This window comes from Pararhodospirillum oryzae (genome assembly GCF_007992075.1).
GTDB lineage: Bacteria > Pseudomonadota > Alphaproteobacteria > Rhodospirillales > Rhodospirillaceae > Pararhodospirillum > Pararhodospirillum oryzae.
The window spans coordinates 14,875-32,230 of the sequence record NZ_BJZO01000011.1 but is presented as its reverse complement, the minus strand read 5'-3'; the positions used below and the strand labels follow the sequence as shown (position 1 = coordinate 32,230).

General features: G+C 67.8%; 15 protein-coding genes and 1 other RNA gene. 12 read left to right on the top strand and 4 right to left on the bottom strand.

Annotated features, from left to right (window positions below):
- Positions 1–81 precede the first annotated feature (81 nt).
- From ROR02_RS03320 to aroQ, 4 genes are all read right to left on the bottom strand, one after another.
- Positions 82–1,017 carry a class I SAM-dependent methyltransferase gene (locus ROR02_RS03320; RefSeq protein WP_147162591.1) on the bottom strand — a complete coding sequence of 312 codons (936 nt, stop codon included), beginning with the start codon at positions 1,015–1,017 and terminating at the stop codon, positions 82–84.
- 156 nt (positions 1,018–1,173) lie between these two features.
- Positions 1,174–2,520 (bottom strand): acetyl-CoA carboxylase biotin carboxylase subunit, encoded by a 1,347-nt coding sequence (gene accC, locus ROR02_RS03315; protein WP_147162590.1) that lies wholly within the window; start codon positions 2,518–2,520, stop codon positions 1,174–1,176.
- A gap of 27 nt (positions 2,521–2,547) precedes the next feature.
- On the bottom strand, positions 2,548–2,997 hold the full coding sequence (gene accB, locus ROR02_RS03310; RefSeq protein ID WP_147162589.1) for an acetyl-CoA carboxylase biotin carboxyl carrier protein: 450 nt from the start codon (positions 2,995–2,997) through the stop codon (positions 2,548–2,550).
- An 89-nt stretch (positions 2,998–3,086) separates the two neighbouring features.
- Positions 3,087–3,548 carry a type II 3-dehydroquinate dehydratase gene (aroQ, locus tag ROR02_RS03305; protein ID WP_147162588.1) on the bottom strand — a complete coding sequence of 154 codons (462 nt, stop codon included), beginning with the start codon at positions 3,546–3,548 and terminating at the stop codon, positions 3,087–3,089.
- 216 nt (positions 3,549–3,764) lie between these two features.
- Here aroQ and ROR02_RS03300 point away from each other — a divergent pair, with 216 nt between their 5' ends.
- The 12 genes from ROR02_RS03300 (at position 3,765) to ROR02_RS03250 (ending at position 17,353) form a co-directional block, all read left to right on the top strand.
- Positions 3,765–4,034, top strand: a complete 270-nt coding sequence (locus ROR02_RS03300; protein ID WP_170244932.1) for a DUF4164 family protein — start codon at positions 3,765–3,767, stop codon at positions 4,032–4,034.
- A 27-nt stretch (positions 4,035–4,061) separates the two neighbouring features.
- Complete coding sequence (locus ROR02_RS03295) at positions 4,062–4,415, top strand: cell division protein ZapA (RefSeq protein WP_147162586.1); 354 nt, start codon at positions 4,062–4,064, stop codon at positions 4,413–4,415.
- An 11-nt stretch (positions 4,416–4,426) separates the two neighbouring features.
- Positions 4,427–4,583, top strand: a non-coding RNA gene (gene ssrS / locus ROR02_RS17615) — 6S RNA.
- A 42-nt stretch (positions 4,584–4,625) separates the two neighbouring features.
- Positions 4,626–5,273 (top strand): 5-formyltetrahydrofolate cyclo-ligase, encoded by a 648-nt coding sequence (locus ROR02_RS03290; protein WP_147162585.1) that lies wholly within the window; start codon positions 4,626–4,628, stop codon positions 5,271–5,273.
- The gene (locus ROR02_RS03285) at positions 5,270–6,109 is read left to right on the top strand and encodes a TIGR00282 family metallophosphoesterase (RefSeq protein ID WP_147162584.1); all 840 of its coding nucleotides are present in this window, start codon (positions 5,270–5,272) and stop codon (positions 6,107–6,109) included. Before ROR02_RS03290 ends, ROR02_RS03285 begins: the two co-directional genes overlap by 4 nt.
- 606 nt (positions 6,110–6,715) lie before the next feature.
- A complete protein-coding gene (bchF, locus tag ROR02_RS03280; protein ID WP_147162583.1) occupies positions 6,716–7,195 on the top strand; it encodes a 2-vinyl bacteriochlorophyllide hydratase in 480 nt (159 codons plus the stop codon).
- Positions 7,192–8,478 carry a ferredoxin:protochlorophyllide reductase (ATP-dependent) subunit N gene (locus ROR02_RS03275; protein WP_147162582.1) on the top strand — a complete coding sequence of 429 codons (1,287 nt, stop codon included), beginning with the start codon at positions 7,192–7,194 and terminating at the stop codon, positions 8,476–8,478. Before bchF ends, ROR02_RS03275 begins: the two co-directional genes overlap by 4 nt.
- Positions 8,479–8,482: 4 nt before the next feature.
- Positions 8,483–10,108, top strand: a complete 1,626-nt coding sequence (gene bchB / locus ROR02_RS03270) for a ferredoxin:protochlorophyllide reductase (ATP-dependent) subunit B (RefSeq protein ID WP_147162581.1) — start codon at positions 8,483–8,485, stop codon at positions 10,106–10,108.
- The gene (locus ROR02_RS03265; protein ID WP_147162580.1) at positions 10,083–13,829 is read left to right on the top strand and encodes a magnesium chelatase subunit H; all 3,747 of its coding nucleotides are present in this window, start codon (positions 10,083–10,085) and stop codon (positions 13,827–13,829) included. The genes bchB and ROR02_RS03265 overlap by 26 nt, the downstream gene beginning before the upstream one ends.
- A 43-nt stretch (positions 13,830–13,872) precedes the next feature.
- The gene (bchL, locus tag ROR02_RS03260; RefSeq protein ID WP_147162579.1) at positions 13,873–14,763 is read left to right on the top strand and encodes a ferredoxin:protochlorophyllide reductase (ATP-dependent) iron-sulfur ATP-binding protein; all 891 of its coding nucleotides are present in this window, start codon (positions 13,873–13,875) and stop codon (positions 14,761–14,763) included.
- Positions 14,763–15,464, top strand: coding sequence for a magnesium protoporphyrin IX methyltransferase (gene bchM / locus ROR02_RS03255; protein ID WP_147162578.1), 702 nt, complete (start codon positions 14,763–14,765; stop codon positions 15,462–15,464). Before bchL ends, bchM begins: the two co-directional genes overlap by 1 nt.
- Positions 15,461–17,353, top strand: coding sequence for a BCD family MFS transporter (locus tag ROR02_RS03250; protein WP_281290994.1), 1,893 nt, complete (start codon positions 15,461–15,463; stop codon positions 17,351–17,353). The genes bchM and ROR02_RS03250 overlap by 4 nt, the downstream gene beginning before the upstream one ends.
- The last annotated feature ends 3 nt before the right edge of the window (positions 17,354–17,356 follow it).

The following is a 17,356-nucleotide window of genomic DNA, read 5'->3' as shown; positions in this document are numbered from 1 at the left end:
CCTTCGGGCCTTTTTGCGCATGGGCCCCGCCTTGCAAGGATCAAGGGGGGCAAGGATCAAGGGGGGCAAGGATCAAGGGGCTCAGGTCGACGTGGGGAACATGGCCCCGATGCCGGCGCCCGGATACCAGTGATTGATGGGGTCCTCGCGGAAGAACAGGAAAGTGCGGCCCGTTTCCCGGGCGTGCTCCAGCAGGCTGTCGGAGACATGGGCGTTGTCGCCCAGGACCACGGCGTGGGCCGACAGCTTCGGTTCGATCACGCGGTATTCCTCGCGTTCGTAGGTGGCCGAATGGTCGCTGTCGTTGATGAACAGGTCAATGGGGCCGTCCAGCTTCTTCAGGCTTTCCAGGCTGTCGCCGTACAGGATGGTGCCCATCTCGGCGTAGGGGCCCTGGAACAAGATGCCGGCAGCCGGGGCGATGTCGGTGCCATAGTACCGTCCCGGGAAACCTTCGGCCTGGTTGCGCATCAAGGCCGCGGCCAGGGTGATGGAGCCATGGCCGGTGTGTACCCCGGTTTCAATGACAACACGCGGCTTCAAGGCCCGGGCCACCGCGTACCAGCCCATGCGCCGGCCGGGGTGAAAGCCCTGGTCCATCGGCCCCTGGCGTCCTTTCAGAACCGTCTGGAAGTGGGTGCGCAAGGCCTGGTCGTTTTCGATTTCGTCCAGGTAGCCCTCGATCTCCGGCGCCGGGCGCCGGGTGACAAGAGCGACGAAGGCGGCCAGGTGGCGCTTGTTGCGAGGGGTGAGCGCGTAGGTGAAATTATCCCCTTCCGCCGATCCGGCGGCCCAACGAAACAGGTTGGTCAGGCGGGCGTCGTAGTAGCCAAGCGCGAATCCCAGTCGCCCCAGCAACTGGCCGGCCGTGTAGGGCAGGGGCTGAAAGTCCGTCTGCCCGTCAACCGGCTTCATGCAGGCCGTGCGCAGATGCTGGGACATCTGGCTCCACAGGATTTCGTTGACCAGGTCGGGCTGGGGGATGTCGTGAATGGACAAGGTGATCGTTTCACCCATCGGCGGGAATCCTTTGCTGCGAGGAGCGGCTATCGGGGTTCGGGGCGTGCCGGGAGGCGTGAAGCCTTCCAGGCCGGAGAGAACGCGAAAGCGAAGGGGAACGGCCGGGAGGGGATAAAAAAATCCCCCCGCCAGAGGGCGGGGGGAGGGGGCTGCCTAGTGCTGGCCCTCGGCCACGAACTGTTCCAGCCAGCGGATGTCATAGGCGCCATCGAGGAACGTGGGCGAACGCATCAGCTTGCGGTGCAGGGGCAAGGTGGTGTGGATGCCTTCGATCACGAATTCATCCAGGGCGCGGCGCAGGCGCATGAGGCATTCGTTGCGCGACGGGCCGTGCACGATCAGCTTGGCGATCATGCTGTCGTAGTGCGGCGGCACCATGACGCCCTGGTACAGGCCCGAATCGACGCGCACACCCATGCCGCCCGGCTGGTGGAAGTCGGTGACCCGGCCGGGGGAGGGCGCGAAGGTTTCCGGGTTTTCGGCGTTGACCCGGCATTCGATCGCATGGCCGTGGAAGCGGATGTCCTTTTGCGTGTAGCCCAAGGGCGCGCCGCCGGCGATGCGGATCTGTTCGCGCACCAGGTCGATGCCCGTGATCATTTCGGTCACGGGGTGTTCGACCTGCAGACGGGTGTTCATTTCGATGAAATAGAAGCCCCCGTTTTCGTACAGGAACTCCATGGTTCCGGCGTTGACGTAGCCCAGGCGCTCCACCGCGCGCCGGGCGGTTTCGCCGATGGCCTCGCGCTGTTCGTCGTTCAGCGCGGGGGAGCGGGCTTCTTCCAGGACCTTCTGGTGCTTGCGCTGCAAGGAACAGTCGCGTTCGCCCAGGTGGACCGCGCAGCCATGGGAATCACCCAGGACCTGCACCTCGATGTGGCGCGGGTTCTGGAGGTATTTTTCCATGTAGACTTCGGGGTTGCCGAAGGCGGCGGCGGCCTCGGTGCGGGCGGTGCTGAACGCCTCGCCCAGGTCGTGGGGACCGGTGGCGACCTTCATGCCGCGCCCACCGCCGCCGGCGGTGGCCTTGAACAGCACGGGGTAGCCGAACTCCTTGGCCAGCGCCAGGGCCTCGGCCTCGCTGCGCACCGCCCCTTCCGAGCCCGGCACCACGGGCAGGCCGGCCTCGACCGCCGCGCGCTTGGCGGTGATCTTGTCGCCCATCATGCGGATGAGCTGCGGCGAGGGTCCGATGAAGGTGAAGCCGTGCTCTTGCACCATTTCGGCGAAGTCGGCGTTCTCGGACAGGAAGCCATAGCCGGGGTGAATGGCATCGGCGCCGGTGATGGTCGCCGCCGAGAGCAGGGCCACCTTGTTCAGGTAGCTGTCACGGGCGGGCGGCGGGCCCAGGCACACGGATTCGTCGGCCAGGCGCACGTGCATGGCCTCGGAGTCGGCCGTGGAGTGGACGGCAACGGTCCGGATGCCCATTTCGCGGCAGGCGCGATGAATGCGCAAGGCGATTTCGCCCCGGTTGGCGATGAGGATTTTCTCGAACATGGGGGGCGGGCTTCCCTTGTCGTGAGGCTACTCGATGATGACCAGGGGCTCGCCGAATTCGACGGGCGTCGCATCGTCGACCAGGATGGAGGTCACGGTGCCCGAGCGCGGCGCGCGCACCGGGTTGAAGGTCTTCATGGCCTCGATCAGGATCAGGGTCTGGCCCTCGCTCACGTGGTCGCCCACCTGGATGAACGGCGGCGCGCCGGGTTCGCTCGCGTGGTAGACGACGCCGACCATGGGCGCCTTGACCGCGCCCGGATGGTCGTAGGGATCGACGGGGGCCTGGGCCGCGGGCTGGGCGGCCGGCGCGGCGGCGCCAGCGGGGGCGGCGGCGTAGGCCTGCACCACGGGAGCCGACTTGGCGACCCGCAGGCGCAGGCTGCCGTTGTCGAACTCGATTTCGGTCAGGCCGGTCTCGACCAGCAGGTCGGCAAGGGTGCGGATTGCCTCGCTGTCGATGGGGGTGTTCGCCATGGGGTCGGTTCTCTCCGGGATGTCAGATAGGACGGAAAACGGACGGGCGGGCGTCCGGGGGAAATCGGGCCGGGGCCACGCCACGAGGGTCAGTCGGGGGCCTGGGCCGGCGGGGTGTCCAGGGCGGCGATGGCCTGAAGCGCCAGCACGTAGCCGTGCGCGCCAAAGCCGCAAATCATGCCAAGCGCGGCCTGCGACACATACGAATGGTGCCGGAAGGCCTCGCGGCGGTGGATGTTGGATAGGTGCACCTCGATCACCGGCCGGTCGCATGCCAGGAGCGCGTCCAGGAGCGCCACGGAAGTATGCGTGTAGGCGGCGGCGTTGACGATCAAGGCGTGGGCCGAGGTCCTTGCTTCCTGCACCCAGGTCACCAGGGTGCCTTCGTCGTTGGACTGGCGGAAGTCAACGGCGTATCCCAGCCGGGCGGCCGTGCGCGCGCAGGACTGGCGGATATCATCCAAGGTCGTGGCCCCGTAGATTTCCGGCTGGCGCGTGCCCAGCAGGTTGAGGTTGGGGCCGTTCAGGATCAAGATGGGGCGATGGGTCATGGACTTCCGGTCCAGCCGGGGCCACGGGCGCGCCAGGTGGCGCGACCGGGGGGGAAAGGGAACCAAGGCCCAGAGCTATACCATGCTTGGGGCGGGGCGCAACAGCGCCCGCACACCCAAGGAGGGCACAAGCAAGGCGAGGACGGCAAGCCCCGTTGACCGCAAGGAGGGTTCGGGGGCATAGTCCGGGCGCCATCTCACCGTTGGGGTAGGGTCTTGCAGGATATCGCGATCTATAAACTGGTCCGGATCGAACAGGCGGTCGAAAGCCTGGCGCGGGCCATCGACCGCCTGGAAACGGTGGTCGTGGAGCGTGGGGGCGCGGGGGGCGCGGCCGGAGCGGGAGACCCCGCGGTGGAGGCCGAGCTGCGCCAGGAAATCGAGGAACTGCGCGCGGATTACGAAAACCTGCGGACTGTTTCCCAGGCCGTGGCCGGACGTCTTGATTCGGCCATCGGTCATGTGCAGACCGTGTTGGACACCTGAAGCAAACGCTAGTCGAGGCCCACGGCCATGCCGACCCTGCCCCTTTCCATCAACGACAAGACCTATCGCATTGCCTGCGAGGAAGGCCAGGAAGAGCATCTGGAGCGCCTGGGCCAGTACCTGGATCACCGGTGCCGGCAACTGGTGGGCTCGGTGGGCCATGTCAGCGAAACCCTGATGCTGGTCATGGTGGCCCTGCTGATCGCGGATGAGCTTTCCGACATCTCGGGCGAGCTGCACGAGCTGCGCTCGGCCCTGGGCGCCCAGGGCACCGCCGACGGGCCCAGCGCCCGCGAACAGGCCGAGGAACGCGTGGCCCAGGCCATCGAGGGACTGGCGCATCGCATCGAAGGCATTGCAGACACGCTGGATGCGTCTTAGTCTACGTGTCGCGGGCGCTGTCCGGTGCGTGAGGCAGCACACTCCCGGGGGCTATACGTATCTGAAGGGAGCTGTCCCTGTCCGGGTCCTGGCCCGGTCACACGGCACCCACGTAGTGCTCGCGGCCCATGTGGAGGTCGCACCACCCACGGCCGGTACGGCCCCGCAGCTTTTGTTTCTGGTCCCCCGTGCCCACGCGAAAGGGGGGTGATGGTCCCGGCCTCCCGTCTTCCTGGTTCCGACGAGCCGTTAAAGGCGCGCAAGGCCGCCTTGCGCCAGACGTTGCGCCTGCGCCGCCGGTCGCTAGATCCGGCCTGGGCCCGGACAGCGGCGGACGCCGCCGCCTGCGCGGTTGTTGCCCGCTTCGCTCCGCCCCCCGGCACCATCGTCGCCGGAACGGTGCCGGTGGGCAGCGAAATCGACCCCCGTCCCTTGCTTTCGGCCCTGGAGGCCCAGGGCTGCCGCGTGGCCCTGCCCGTGGTCGTGGCCCCCGACGCCCCGATGGTGTTTCGGGCCTGGACGGTTGGCGACCCCCTTGAAGACGGTGTGCTGGGCATCCCGGTGCCCGCGTCCGCGCGTCCGGTCGTGCGCCCCGACTGGATCGTGCTCCCCTTGCTGGGGTTCGACGACGAAGGGAGACGCCTGGGGCAGGGCGGCGGCTATTATGATCGTACCCTCGCCGCGCTGGCGGCCCCGGGCGGCCCGATGCCGTTCCTTCTGGGGCTCGCCTTCGCCGTTCAGCGCGTGGAGACAGTCCCGTCGGGGAGTCATGACTGGCGACTCGACGCCGTGGCCACGGAAGAGGGCGTGCGCGTTTTCGCCACCCCCTCCCAAGCCGGAAGGAACCCAGCTTCATGAATATCCTTTACTTTGGCGATGTGGTGGGACGCAGCGGCCGCGAGGCCCTGCTGGCGGCACTGCCCGATCTGAAGCAGCGCGCCCAGGCCGATCTGGTGGTGGTTTGCGGGGAAAACGCGGCCCATGGATTTGGCATCACCGTTCGCCAAAGCGAGGAATTCCTGGGCTCGGGCGTCGACGTGGTGACGACCGGCAACCATGTGTGGGACCAGCGCGAGATCCTGCCCTACATCGATCGCCAGCATCGCCTGCTGCGCCCGGCCAACCTGCCGCCCGGCACCCCCGGGGTGGGGCATGTGGTGGTGGAGGCGTCGCGCGGACGCAAGGCGCTGGTCATCCAGGTGATGGGGCGCCTGTTCATGGATGCCATCGACTGTCCGTTCCGGGCGATCGACGAGATCCTGGCCCGCCATCGCCTGGGGGTGACGGTGCATGCCATCGTGGTCGATGTCCACGCCGAGGCGACCAGCGAGAAAATGGCCCTGGGCCACCACTGCGACGGCCGGGTGTCCCTGGTGGTGGGGGGGCACTCCCACGTGCCCACCGCCGACGCCCGCGTCCTGGCGCACGGGACGGGCTACATGACCGACGCCGGCATGTGCGGGGATTACAACTCGGTGATCGGGATGATCGCGGGGCCGGCGGTGCACCGCTTCACCCGCAAGACGCCCACCGACCGCCTGGCCCCGGCCGAGGGGCCGGCCAGCGTGTGCGGCGTGCTGGTGCGCACCGACGACCGCAGCGGCCTTGCGCTTTCGTGCGAGCCGGTCCGGGTGGGGGGCGATCTGGCGCCCGCGTGGCCCGGCCCGGCCCCGGTGGCGAGCGCCGCCGACTGACGCACCGGGCGGACCGCGCCGCTCGACACCAGGAAAACCGTGCCGCCGGGAACGGGCACGGCCCCGCCGTGGCGGGGCCGGGGCGCCGGGCGGGCAGGGCGTGTTCTCCTGCCGGATGTTCCTCCCCGGGGGTGGCGTCGTTCGGTTTCGACTCCCTACCGATGGACGAAAGACGTCATTGTCCAGGATAGCGCCTAAGGTCCGTTGGGAAAAGGGCTTTCCCCACCACGGAGTTGACACGCGCTTGGCCCCGTGGCTAGACTTCGCGCCCTGGGCCGATGCCCCGAAGGGAGGATGTCACGGCCTGACCCGAGACGGATCCCCGCTCCAAGGATCGACGCCCGCCGGACCGGGAGGGACCCCAAGGGGGTGAGCCGGCTTGCGGGGAATAAGCTTTGGGGTTGATATCCCCTGGTGGCCGGCTCCATGCGCCTGCAAGGCAGGGGTGGGCCGTCTTTCCGTCTTCCCGCTCGACACCCGGGAGGCCCGCGACGGAAGGATCAAGGGAGATGGCGACGGTGCGGCCGTGGCGGCGTCTTGATCGGGCTCCGCGTGCTTGGCCGGCCCAGGACGGTGGGACACAAGTCAGGAAGCGGCGGAGTCACGGTGCAAAAACCCCTTTATACCCCCGAACAGCGCCTGCGGCGCGACCAGAGCCCCTGGACCCTGGTCCAGGGCATCCTGGCCCCCCTTCAGTTTCTCGTCTTCCTGGTCAGCCTGGGGCTGGTGCTCCACTACCTGGCGACCGGCGAGGGGCTCGCCTGGGCAACAGGGTCGATCGTGGTCAAGACCATGGTCCTGTACACCATCATGATCACCGGCTCCATTTGGGAGAAGGTGGTGTTCGGCAAGTATCTGTTCGTCGAATCGTTCTTCTGGGAAGACGTGTTCAGCATGCTGGTCCTGGCGCTGCACACGCTTTACCTGGTTGTGCTGTTCACCGGCTGGCTGGACGCGCAAGGGCAGATGTTCGTGGCGCTGGCCGCCTATGCCACGTATGTGATCAACGCCGGTCAGTTCCTGATCAAGCTGCGCGCGGCGCGCCTGCAGGCCCAGGCAGAGACGGCGGCGGGAGCTTCGTCATGACGGAGTCCATGGCCGAGGCAACCGAGGGCGCCGTCAAGACCTGCGACGGCGTCTTGCGCGAACGGGGCCAGCAAAGCGTGTTCTGCGGCCTGACCGGGGTGGTCTGGCTGCACCGCAAGATTCAAGATGCGTTTTTCCTGATCGTGGGCTCGCGGACCTGCGCCCACCTGATGCAGTCGGCGGCCGGCGTGATGATCTTCGCCGAACCGCGCTTTGGCACGGCGGTTCTGGAAGAGCGCGATCTGGCCGGCATGGCCGACGCGCACCAGGAAATCGACCGCATGGTCGGGCGCCTGCTGGAGCGTCGTCCCGACATTCGCATGCTGTTCCTGGTGGGCTCGTGCCCGTCCGAGGTGATCAAGATCGACCTGGACCGCGCCGCCCACCGCCTGAACGCCCGCCACGGCGCCACCACCCGGGTGGTGGCCTATTCGGGCAGCGGCCTGGATACCGCCTTCACCCAGGGCGAGGACACCTGTCTTGCCGCCCTGGTCCCCCACCTGCCGGCCGCGCCCGCCGACGAGGGGCGCTCGCTCCTGGTCGTGGGCTGCCTGCCCGACGTGGTCGAGGACCAGTTCGCGCGTCTGTTCCGCGACATGGGCGTGGGCCCGGTGCGTTTCCTGCCCGCGCGCGGCGCCCGCGACCTGCCGGCGGTGGGCCCCAACACGCTGGTTTTGGCCGCGCAGCCGTTCGTGGGCGACACGGTGCGCCTGCTGGAGCGCAAGGGGGCCACGCGGCTGGCCGCTCCGTTCCCGTTCGGGGCCGAGGGCACGACCTTGTGGCTGAAGGCCGCCGCCGATGCCTTCGGGGTCGATCCCCAGCGTTTCGAGGCCGTGACCGGCCCCGGTCAGGCCCGCGCCCGTCAGGCCCTGGGCCGGGTGCGCGAGTCCCTGGACGGCAAGCGCGTTTTCTTCTTCCCCGACTCCCAGCTTGAAATTCCGCTGGCGCGTTTCTTGTCGCGCGAACTGGGCATGATCCCGGTCGAGGTGGGCACGCCCTACCTGAACCGCCAGCTCGTGGAGCCCGATCTGGCCTTGTTGCCCGAGGGCGCGCTGATCAGCGAGGGCCAGGACGTGGACCGTCAGATGGACCGCTGCCTGGCGGCGAAGCCCGATCTGACGGTGTGCGGGCTCGGGCTCGCCAATCCGTTGGAGGCCCAGGGCCTGACCACCAAGTGGTCGATCGAACTGGTGTTTTCCCCGGTGCATGGCTACGACCAGGCGGGTGATCTCGCGGGCTTGTTCGCCCGTCCCCTGGCGCGGCGCGCTCTGTTGAAGGTGTGATCGCATGCAGTTGACGGTCTGGACCTACGAAGGCCCGCCCCACATGGGGGCCATCCGGGTCGCCACGGCCATGGAAGGCGTCCACTGTGTGTTGCACGCACCGGTGGGCGATACCTACGCCGATCTTTTGTTCACCATGATCGAACGCCGGGCCGGCCGCCCGGCCGTGACCTACAGCAGCTTCCAGGCCCGCGACATGGGCGGCGACAGCGGCGGCCTGTTCAAGCGCACGGTGGCCGAGGCGTATGAACGCTTCCGTCCGCAGGTGATCCTGGTCGCGCCCACCTGCACGGGCGAGTTGCTGCAAGACGATCCGGGCGGGCTGGCCCGCGCCGTCGGGCTGCCGATCCCCGTGATTCCGCTGTCGCTGCCGTCCTATCAGCGCAAGGAAAACTGGGGCGCGGCCGAAACCTTTTATGCCCTGGTGCGCGGCCTCGCCGGGCGGGGCCAGCCGGGCCCGCGTCCGCCCCGGCCCGAGGGCCAGGCGCCTTCGTGCAACATCCTGGGCCCGGTGTCGCTGGGCTTTCGTCACCGCGACGACCTGGTGGAAGTGCGCCGCCTGCTCGACCTTCTCGGGGTCACGGTCAACGTGGTGGCGCCGCTGGGCGCCAGTCCGGCCGATCTCACCCGCCTGGGCGCGGCCGATTTCAACGTGGTGCTGTACCCCGAGGTCGCCGACACGGCGGCCCGCTGGCTGGAACGCACCTTCTCGCAGCCCTCGGTGCGGGTGATGCCGATCGGCGTGGGGGCCACGCGCGATTTCGTGGCCGAGGTGGCGCGGGTGGCCGGGATCGATCCCGTGCCGGCCCTCGACGAGTCCACGCTGCGCTTGCCCTGGTACTCGCGCTCGGTGGACTCCACCTACCTGACCGGCAAGCGGGTTTTCCTGTTTGGCGACGCGAGCCACGTGATCGCCGCCGCCCGCGTGGCCCAGGACGAAATGGGCTTCAACGTGGTCGGCATGGGCACCTATTCGCGTGAGTTCGGGCGCGAGTTCCGCCAGGCGGCCGAGCAGTATGGCGTCGAGCCGCTGATCACCGACGATTACCTGGAAGTCGAGGCCCGTCTGGCCGACCTGCGCCCGGACCTGGTGCTGGGCACCCAGATGGAACGCCACGTGGCCAAGCGTCTGGGGCTGCCGTGCGCCGTGATCAGCGCCCCCGTGCACGTCCAGGATTTCCCGGCCCGTTTCGCGCCGCAAATGGGCCTGGAAGGCGCCAACGTTTTGTTCGACACCTGGGTCCATCCCCTGATGATGGGCCTGGAGGAACACCTGCTGACCATGTTCCGGGAGGACTTCGAGTTTCACGCCGAAGCCGCCCCGTCTCACCTGGGATCGGCCGCGCCCCGTTCGCTGGAGCCGGCCGACGCCGTTGTTTCGATCCAGGCCGACCCGGCCGCGACCCTCGTGGCCGCGCCGGCCGCCGGGGACGCGTCCCCTTCGTCCTCGACCTCGCCTTCGACACCCGGCGTGACCTGGGAGCCCGAGGCCGAGGCCGAACTGCGCAAGATCCCGTTCTTTGTTCGGGGGAAAGCCCGTCGCAACACAGAGCGCTTCGCGGCCGACCGTGGCCTCGCGCGCATCACCGTCGAGACGCTGTACGATGCAAAAGCCCACTTCGGAAGCTGAAACCGCCCCCCTGCGGGTGGTGATCGTCACCCTGGACGGCCATCTTGCCGGTGCCGTCCAGCGCGCGCAGCGCATTTTGCGCCAGGATGTCCCGGGGCTCGTCTTGCGCATGCACGCGGCCGTCGAGTGGTCCGAGGATCCGGCGGCCCTGGCCCGTACCAAGGCCGACATCGCCCAGGCCGATATCCTGATCGTCACCATGCTGTTCATGGAAGATCAGATCAAGGCGGTGCTCCCCGACCTGATGGCCCGCCGCGACCAGTGCTACGCCCTGGTCGGCTGCCTCGCCTCGGGCGAGATCGTCAACCTGACCAAGCTCGGGAACTTCACGTTCCAGGGCTCGGACCGGGGCCCGCTCGCCCTGCTCAAGCGCCTGCGCGGCGACAAGAACAAGGGCGACAAACCCACGGCCGGGGCCGGCGCCCAGCAGATGGCCATGCTGCGCCGCCTGCCGCGCATCTTGCGCCTGATCCCGGGCAAGGCCCAGGACCTGCGCGCGTATTTCCTCACCTTGCAGTACTGGCTGGCCGGGTCCGACGACAACCTGATCAACATGATCCGCTACCTGGTCGATCGCTACGCCGCCGGCCCGCACGCGGCCCTGCGCGGCAAGGTCAAGGCCGCCGGGCCGGTGGATTACCCCGACGTGGGCCTCTACCACCCGCGCCTGCCCGGCCGGGTGACCGATCGCCTGGACAAACTCCCCGCCCTGGATCCGGCCCTGGCCGACAAAGGCGTGAAGGGCGTGGTGGGTGTTCTGGTCATGCGCTCCTACGTGCTGGCCGGCAACACCCAGCACTACGACGCGGTGATCGCCGCCCTGGAGTCCCGGGGCTTGCGCGTGGTACCGGCCTATTCCAGCGGCCTCGACAACCGTCCGGCGGTCGAAGCCTATTTCATGCGCAACGGCCGTTCGACCGTTGATCTGATGCTGTCGCTGACCGGCTTCTCGCTGGTGGGCGGGCCGGCCTACAACGACGCCCGGGCGGCCGAGGAAACGCTGGCGGCCCTTGATGTTCCGTATATGACCACGCACGCGGTCGAATTCCAGACCCTGGCGCAGTGGGAAGAGTCGGCCCGGGGCCTGATGCCGGTGGAATCGACCATGATGGTCGCGATCCCCGAGCTGGACGGCTGCATCAACCCCATGCTGTACGGCGGGCGCGCCGACGACGGCGAGGCCTCCGACGGGCCGGGGCGCGAGATGGTGCCCCATCCCGAGCGGGTGGAGACCCTGGCCGACCGCGTGTTGCGTCTTGTCACCTTGCGCCGCACGCCGCCGGCCGAGCGCAAGGTCGCCGTGGTCCTGTTCAACTTCCCGCCCAACGCGGGCGCGACCGGCACCGCCGCCTATCTTTCGGTGTATGCGTCGCTGCTCAACACCTTGCGCGCCATGGCCCAGGCCGGCTACCAGGTTGAGGTGCCCGAGTCCGAGGACGCCTTGCGCACCCGCATCCTGGGGGGCAATGCCGCCCAGTTCGGGGCGCCCGCCAACGTGCATGCGCGCATTCGCACCGATGACCATGTGCGCCGCGAGCGCTGGCTTTCCGAGATCGAGGCGCAATGGGGCCCGGCCCCGGGCCGCGATCTGACCGACGGCGCCAGCCTGTACATTCTGGGCGCCGAGTTCGGCAACGTGTTCGTGGGCATCCAGCCGACCTTCGGGTACGAAGGCGACCCCATGCGCCTGCTGTTCGAGAAGGGCTTTTCGCCCACCCATGCCTTCTCGGCCTTCTACCGCTACCTGCGCGAGGACCTGGGCGCTCACGCCGTGGTTCACTTCGGCATGCACGGCGCCTTGGAGTTCATGCCGGGCAAGCAAAGCGGGCTCTCGGGCAAGTGCTGGCCGGAACGCCTGATCGGCGATCTGCCCAACATGTATTTGTATGCCTCGAACAACCCGTCGGAAGGCGCGCTCGCCAAGCGCCGCGCGGCGGCCACGCTGATCACCTACCTCACGCCGTCGGTGACCGAGGCCGGCTTGCACAAGGGTCTTCTGGAACTGAAGTCGTCGCTGGAGCGCTACCGCGGCCTGCCGCCGGAAGCCGATGACGAGCGCGGCCGCATGGTCGGGCTGATCCAGGCCCAGGCCGCCGACGTCAACCTGGCCGACGCCGAACCCCTGTGGGGCGACGACGCCCGCGAGCGCATTGAAAAGCTGGTGGGGCAGGTCCTGGAAGTCGAGCAGACCCTGATCCCGCATGGCCTGCATGTCATCGGCAAGCCGCCGGGGCCCGAGGAACGCACCGACCTTCTGATGGCGGTGTGCGAGGCCTCGCATGGGCAGCGGGCGCCGCGCGCGGCGATCGAGGCCCTGGTCAACGGCGAAAGCCCGGCCCGCGCCCTGGCCGCCGGTGGCCTGCCCGCCGACCACGCGCTGAAGGACGTGTTCGTGGAACTGGTGGGGATGAACACCCTGCTGGGCCAGGACCACGAACTGCCGGCCCTGATGCGGGCCCTGGATGGGCGCTACATCCATCCGGCCCCGGGCGGCGACCTGCTGCGCACCACCGCCGTGCTGCCCACCGGGCGCAACATGCATGGCTTCGATCCCTGGCGCCTGCCGTCGCGCTTCGCGGTCGAGGATGGCATGCGCCACGCGACCTTGATGCTGCAACGCCACGTGGCCGACGGCAATCCGTTGCCCGAATCGGTGGCCATGGTGCTGTGGGGCACCGACAACCTGAAGAACGAGGGCGGCCCGATCGCCCAGGCCCTGGGGCTGATGGGGGCGCGGCCGCGCTTCGATGGCTACGGGCGCCTGGCCGGGGCCGACCTGATTCCGCTGGACGTGCTGGGACGGCCGCGTATCGACGTGATCATGACCCTGTCGGGCATCTTCCGCGATCTGCTGCCCTTGCAGACCAAGCTGCTGGCGGAAGCGGCGCAGCTCGCGGCCCGGGCCGAGGAGCCCGAGGACATGAACTATGTCCGCAAGCACGCGCTCGCCTACATGAAGACCCACGGCTGCGACATGGAAACGGCCGCGCTGCGGGTGTTCAGCAACGCGGACGGCGCCTATGGCTCGAACGTCAACCAGTTGATCGACAGCGGCCGCTGGAACGACGAGGACGAACTGGCCGAGGCCTTCACCCGGCGCAAGAGCTTTGCCTACGGGACCAACGGCAAGCCCACGGCGCAAGGGGCCCTGTTCCAGACCATGCTGGCGGACGTGAATCTGGCCTACCAGAACCTGGAGTCCATGGAACTGGGCGTCACGACCATCGATCACTACTTCGATACCCTGGGGGGCATCAGCAAGGCGGTCGGACGCGCCAAGGGCGAGCAGATTCCCGTTTACATTGGGGATCAGACCAAGGGCGACGGCAAGGTGCGCACGCTGGCCGAACAGGTTGCCCTGGAAACGCGTACTCGGGTCTTGAATCCGAAATGGTACGAGGGCATGCTGGCGCACGGGTACGAGGGGGTGCGTCAGATCGAAGCCCACGTCACCAACACCATGGGGTGGTCCGCCACCACGGGGCAGGTGGCGCCTTGGGTCTATCAGCAGTTGACCCAGACTTTCCTCCTCGACGAAGAAATGCGCAAGCGGCTGGCGGCCCTCAATCCCACGGCGTCGGCCCGGGTGGCCAACCGCCTGCTGGAGGCACACGAACGCAAGTACTGGGAACCGGACGAGGCCATGCTGGAGGCGTTGCGCCGCGCCGGCGAGGAACTGGAGGACAACCTGGAAAACGTGTCGGAAGGGGTGGCCGCATGAGTCTGTGGGCTGACGCGGTGCGCGAACCGCATCGGAAGGAGTCATGAGCGTGCTTGAAACCCCTGTTGCCCCCCCCGATGGGGAAGGCAGCGTGCAGGTCCTGATGGACCCGGCGCTTGCGATCGATACCGCCAAGGTCTTTGCCGTGTACGGCAAGGGTGGCATCGGCAAGAGCACCACGTCTTCCAACCTGTCGGTGGCGTTTTCCAAGTTGGGCAAGCGGGTCATCCAGATCGGATGCGACCCCAAGCACGACTCGACCTTCACGCTGACCAAGTCCCTGATTCCCACCGTCATCGACGCGCTGGAATCGGTGAACTACCACAGCGAGGAACTGCGCCCCGAGGACTTCGTGTTCCCCGGGTACAACGGCGTGAGCTGCGTCGAGGCCGGCGGTCCCCCCGCCGGCACCGGCTGCGGTGGCTACGTGGTGGGCCAGACGGTCAAGCTGCTGAAGGAACATCACCTTCTCGACGATACCGACGTGGTGGTGTTCGACGTGCTGGGCGACGTGGTGTGCGGCGGCTTCGCCGCCCCCCTGCAGCACGCCGAGCGCGCGCTGGTCGTGGCGGCCAACGATTTCGATTCGATTTTCGCCATGAACCGGATCATCGCCGCCATTCAGGCCAAGGCCAAGAACTACGACGTGCGTCTGGGCGGCGTGATCTGCAATCGCTCGGATAACACCGACCAGATCGATAAGTTCAACGAAGCCACCGGCATGCGGACCCTGGGGCGTATTCCCGCCCTGGATGTCATCCGGCGCAGCCGGTTGAAAAAGGCCACGTTGTTCGAAATGGAACCGGATCCCGAGGTCGAGGCGGTGCAGCGTGAATACCTGCGCATCGCCGAAGCCCTGTGGGCCGGGGTGGATCCCCTTGACGCCCACGCGCTCAAGGACAGGCATATTTTCGACCTTCTGGGGTACGATTAATGACCACCGGTTCCTATGATGCCCGTCGCGGGCAGATTCAGACGTACTTCGACCGTACCGCCTCGGAGGCGTGGAAGCGCCTGACCTCGGATGCGCCGCTGGGCCGCATCCGGGCGACGGTGCGCGCCGGGCGTGATGCCATGCGCGCCACGCTGCTGTCGTGGCTGCCGGCCGACCTCACCGGCAAGCGGCTGCTGGATGCCGGCTGCGGCACCGGCCTTTTGTCGTTCGAGGCAGCGGCGCGGGGCGCCACCGTGGTCGCCATCGACGTGGCCCCCACCTTGATCGAGCACGCCAAGACCCGGGCCGCCGAGCTGCCGGGGCCGGGGTCGATCGATTTCCAGGTTGGCGACATGCTCGATCCGGCCCTGGGCCGCTTCGACTACGTGGTGGCGATGGATTCCCTGATCCATTACGAGATGGACGACACGCTCAAGGTGCTGGCCGGACTTGTTGCCCGCACCGATGGGGCGCTGGTCATCACTTTCGCGCCCCGCACGCCGCTTTTGGCCCTGATGCACTTCGTGGGTCAGTTCTTTCCGCGCACGGATCGGTCGCCGGCCATCGTGCCCCTGGAAGAAAAAGCCTTTTTTGAGCGTCTTTCCTCCGATCCGGCCTTCACGGGCTGGCGCGTCGGGCGTACCGTGCGCATCGTGAAGGGTTTTTATATTTCCCAGGCTCTGGAGTTGTGTCCGGCATGACACGCGAGACCCGGTCCCGTATTCTTGCGCAGTTGTGGGTGCGCCGTGCCCAACAGGCCGCCCGCCAGATCGATGTGGACGGCCTGAAGCAGCGCCTGGGAACCATGGTCGGGGACCGGGGGCTGGAAACCTTGGGCGACATCGGGCGCCGCTCCGACGAAACGGTGCGACGCTGGGCCGCCAAGGCGGATTCCCTGGCGCGGCGCGTGCAAAAGTCGGAACCGGGTCAGGAAAAAACGGGAACGGACGGCGTTTCCTCCACGGAGGACGCGACGTCCGGGCCGCTGCCCCTGGGCGGCGCCTCGTCGTTCGCCGACCTGGGCCGGGTGCTGGGCGACCGCCTGCAATCCCGGCTCAACGGCTGGGCGGAAAAAGCCAACGACCTGGCCGCCATCGTGCAGGGACCGGCGGCGCACGGGGGGGACATCAACGACCCCCTGATGGACAAGGTGCGCAAGGCCGGCGGCACCATGTCGGACCAGTGGCAGACCCTGGCGCCCAAGTATCTGCCGTTCGCGGACGCGGCCAGCGACGACCTGCCCTTGAACCGCCTGCTGCGCCTGTCCTTGTTCCAGATCTCGGTCGGCATGGCGATGGTGCTGCTGACCGGCACCTTGAACCGGGTCATGGTGGTTGAAATGGGCGTGCCGACGTGGCTGGTGGCCACGATGGTGTCGTTGCCCATTCTGTTCGCGCCGTTTCGCGTGCTGATCGGCTTCAAGTCCGATACCTACCGCTCGTTCCTGGGCTGGCGTCGCGTTCCCTTCATCTGGATGGGCTCGCTCGCCCAGTTTGGCGGTCTGGCCCTGATGCCGTTTGCCTTGTTCTTGCTTTCGGGCGACGGACGGGTGGTTGGCTCGGGTCTCGCGGGCTACGTGGGCGCCGCGCTTGCCTTCCTGCTGGTGGGCATTGGCCTGCATACCACCCAGACGGCGGGCCTTGCGCTGGCCACCGACCTGGCGCCCGAGAAATCACGGCCCCGGGTGGTGGCGCTGCTCTATGTCATGCTGCTGGTCGGCATGATGGGCTCAAGCGTGATGTTCGGCCTGCTGCTGGAGGACTTCACCCAGGTCAAGCTGATCCAGGTGATCCAAGGCGCCGCCGTGGTGACCATGATCTTGAACATGATCGCCCTGTGGAAGCAGGAAGTGCGCAATACCGTGCTGACCGATCCCACGGTGGCACAGCCGAGTTTCGCCGAAACCTGGGCCGCCTTTTACGAAAAAGGCCAGCCGCTGCGCCTGTTGCTGGGCCTGGGGATCGGCACTGCCGCTTTTTCGATGCAAGACGTGCTGCTGGAGCCCTACGGGGGGCAGGTCCTGGGCCTGTCGGTCAGCGGAACCACGGTGCTCACGGCCATGCTGGCCGCCGGAACCCTGGCGGGATTCGCGCTCGCGGCCAAGCTGCTGGACCGGGGCACCGATCCGATACGACTGGCGTCCGTGGGCGCGGTGATCGGAATGGCGGCGTTTGTTTGCGTTTTGATTGCCACTCCCATGTCCTCGCTGATGGTGTTTCGGGTGGGGACTGTTTTAATCGGGCTGGGGAGTGGTTTGTTCGCGGTGGGCATGCTCACCGCGGCGATGTCGCTGGCTGACGACGGGGATGCCGGCCTCGCCCTGGGTGCCTGGGGCGCGGTGCAGGCCACGGCGATGGGCGGCGGCACTTTGGTGGGCGGATTCATCCGGGACATGGTGACCGCCCTTGCCGGCTACGGGGGCCTTGGCCACTCGCCGGCGGCGTCGTATGCTGGGTACGGAGTCGTGTACCTGATTGAGATCGTGTTGCTGATTGCCACGTTGGCCGTGCTCTTCCCTCTGGCCCGTGACGGGCTGGCTGGGCGGAAGCGGTCGAGGGACCGTTTCGGGCTGACCGGATTCCCGGGCTAAGCT

What these genes read in the sequence shown, in the direction of transcription:
- accB (WP_147162589.1), bottom strand. Translation starts at nt 2,997, where the DNA reads ATGGCGAACACCCCCATCGACAGCGAGGCAATCCGCACCCTTGCCGAC.
- ROR02_RS03265 (WP_147162580.1), top strand. Translation starts at nt 10,083, where the DNA reads ATGCAAAAGCCCACTTCGGAAGCTGAAACCGCCCCCCTGCGGGTGGTG.
- ROR02_RS03275 (WP_147162582.1), top strand. Translation starts at nt 7,192, where the DNA reads ATGACGGAGTCCATGGCCGAGGCAACCGAGGGCGCCGTCAAGACCTGC.
- ROR02_RS03295 (WP_147162586.1), top strand. Translation starts at nt 4,062, where the DNA reads ATGCCGACCCTGCCCCTTTCCATCAACGACAAGACCTATCGCATTGCC.
- ROR02_RS03285 (WP_147162584.1), top strand. Translation starts at nt 5,270, where the DNA reads ATGAATATCCTTTACTTTGGCGATGTGGTGGGACGCAGCGGCCGCGAG.
- aroQ (WP_147162588.1), bottom strand. Translation starts at nt 3,548, where the DNA reads ATGACCCATCGCCCCATCTTGATCCTGAACGGCCCCAACCTCAACCTG.
- bchB (WP_147162581.1), top strand. Translation starts at nt 8,483, where the DNA reads ATGCAGTTGACGGTCTGGACCTACGAAGGCCCGCCCCACATGGGGGCC.
- ROR02_RS03320 (WP_147162591.1), bottom strand. Translation starts at nt 1,017, where the DNA reads ATGGGTGAAACGATCACCTTGTCCATTCACGACATCCCCCAGCCCGAC.
- accC (WP_147162590.1), bottom strand. Translation starts at nt 2,520, where the DNA reads ATGTTCGAGAAAATCCTCATCGCCAACCGGGGCGAAATCGCCTTGCGC.
- ROR02_RS03290 (WP_147162585.1), top strand. Translation starts at nt 4,626, where the DNA reads ATGGTCCCGGCCTCCCGTCTTCCTGGTTCCGACGAGCCGTTAAAGGCG.
- ROR02_RS03250 (WP_281290994.1), top strand. Translation starts at nt 15,461, where the DNA reads ATGACACGCGAGACCCGGTCCCGTATTCTTGCGCAGTTGTGGGTGCGC.
- bchM (WP_147162578.1), top strand. Translation starts at nt 14,763, where the DNA reads ATGACCACCGGTTCCTATGATGCCCGTCGCGGGCAGATTCAGACGTAC.
- bchL (WP_147162579.1), top strand. Translation starts at nt 13,873, where the DNA reads ATGAGCGTGCTTGAAACCCCTGTTGCCCCCCCCGATGGGGAAGGCAGC.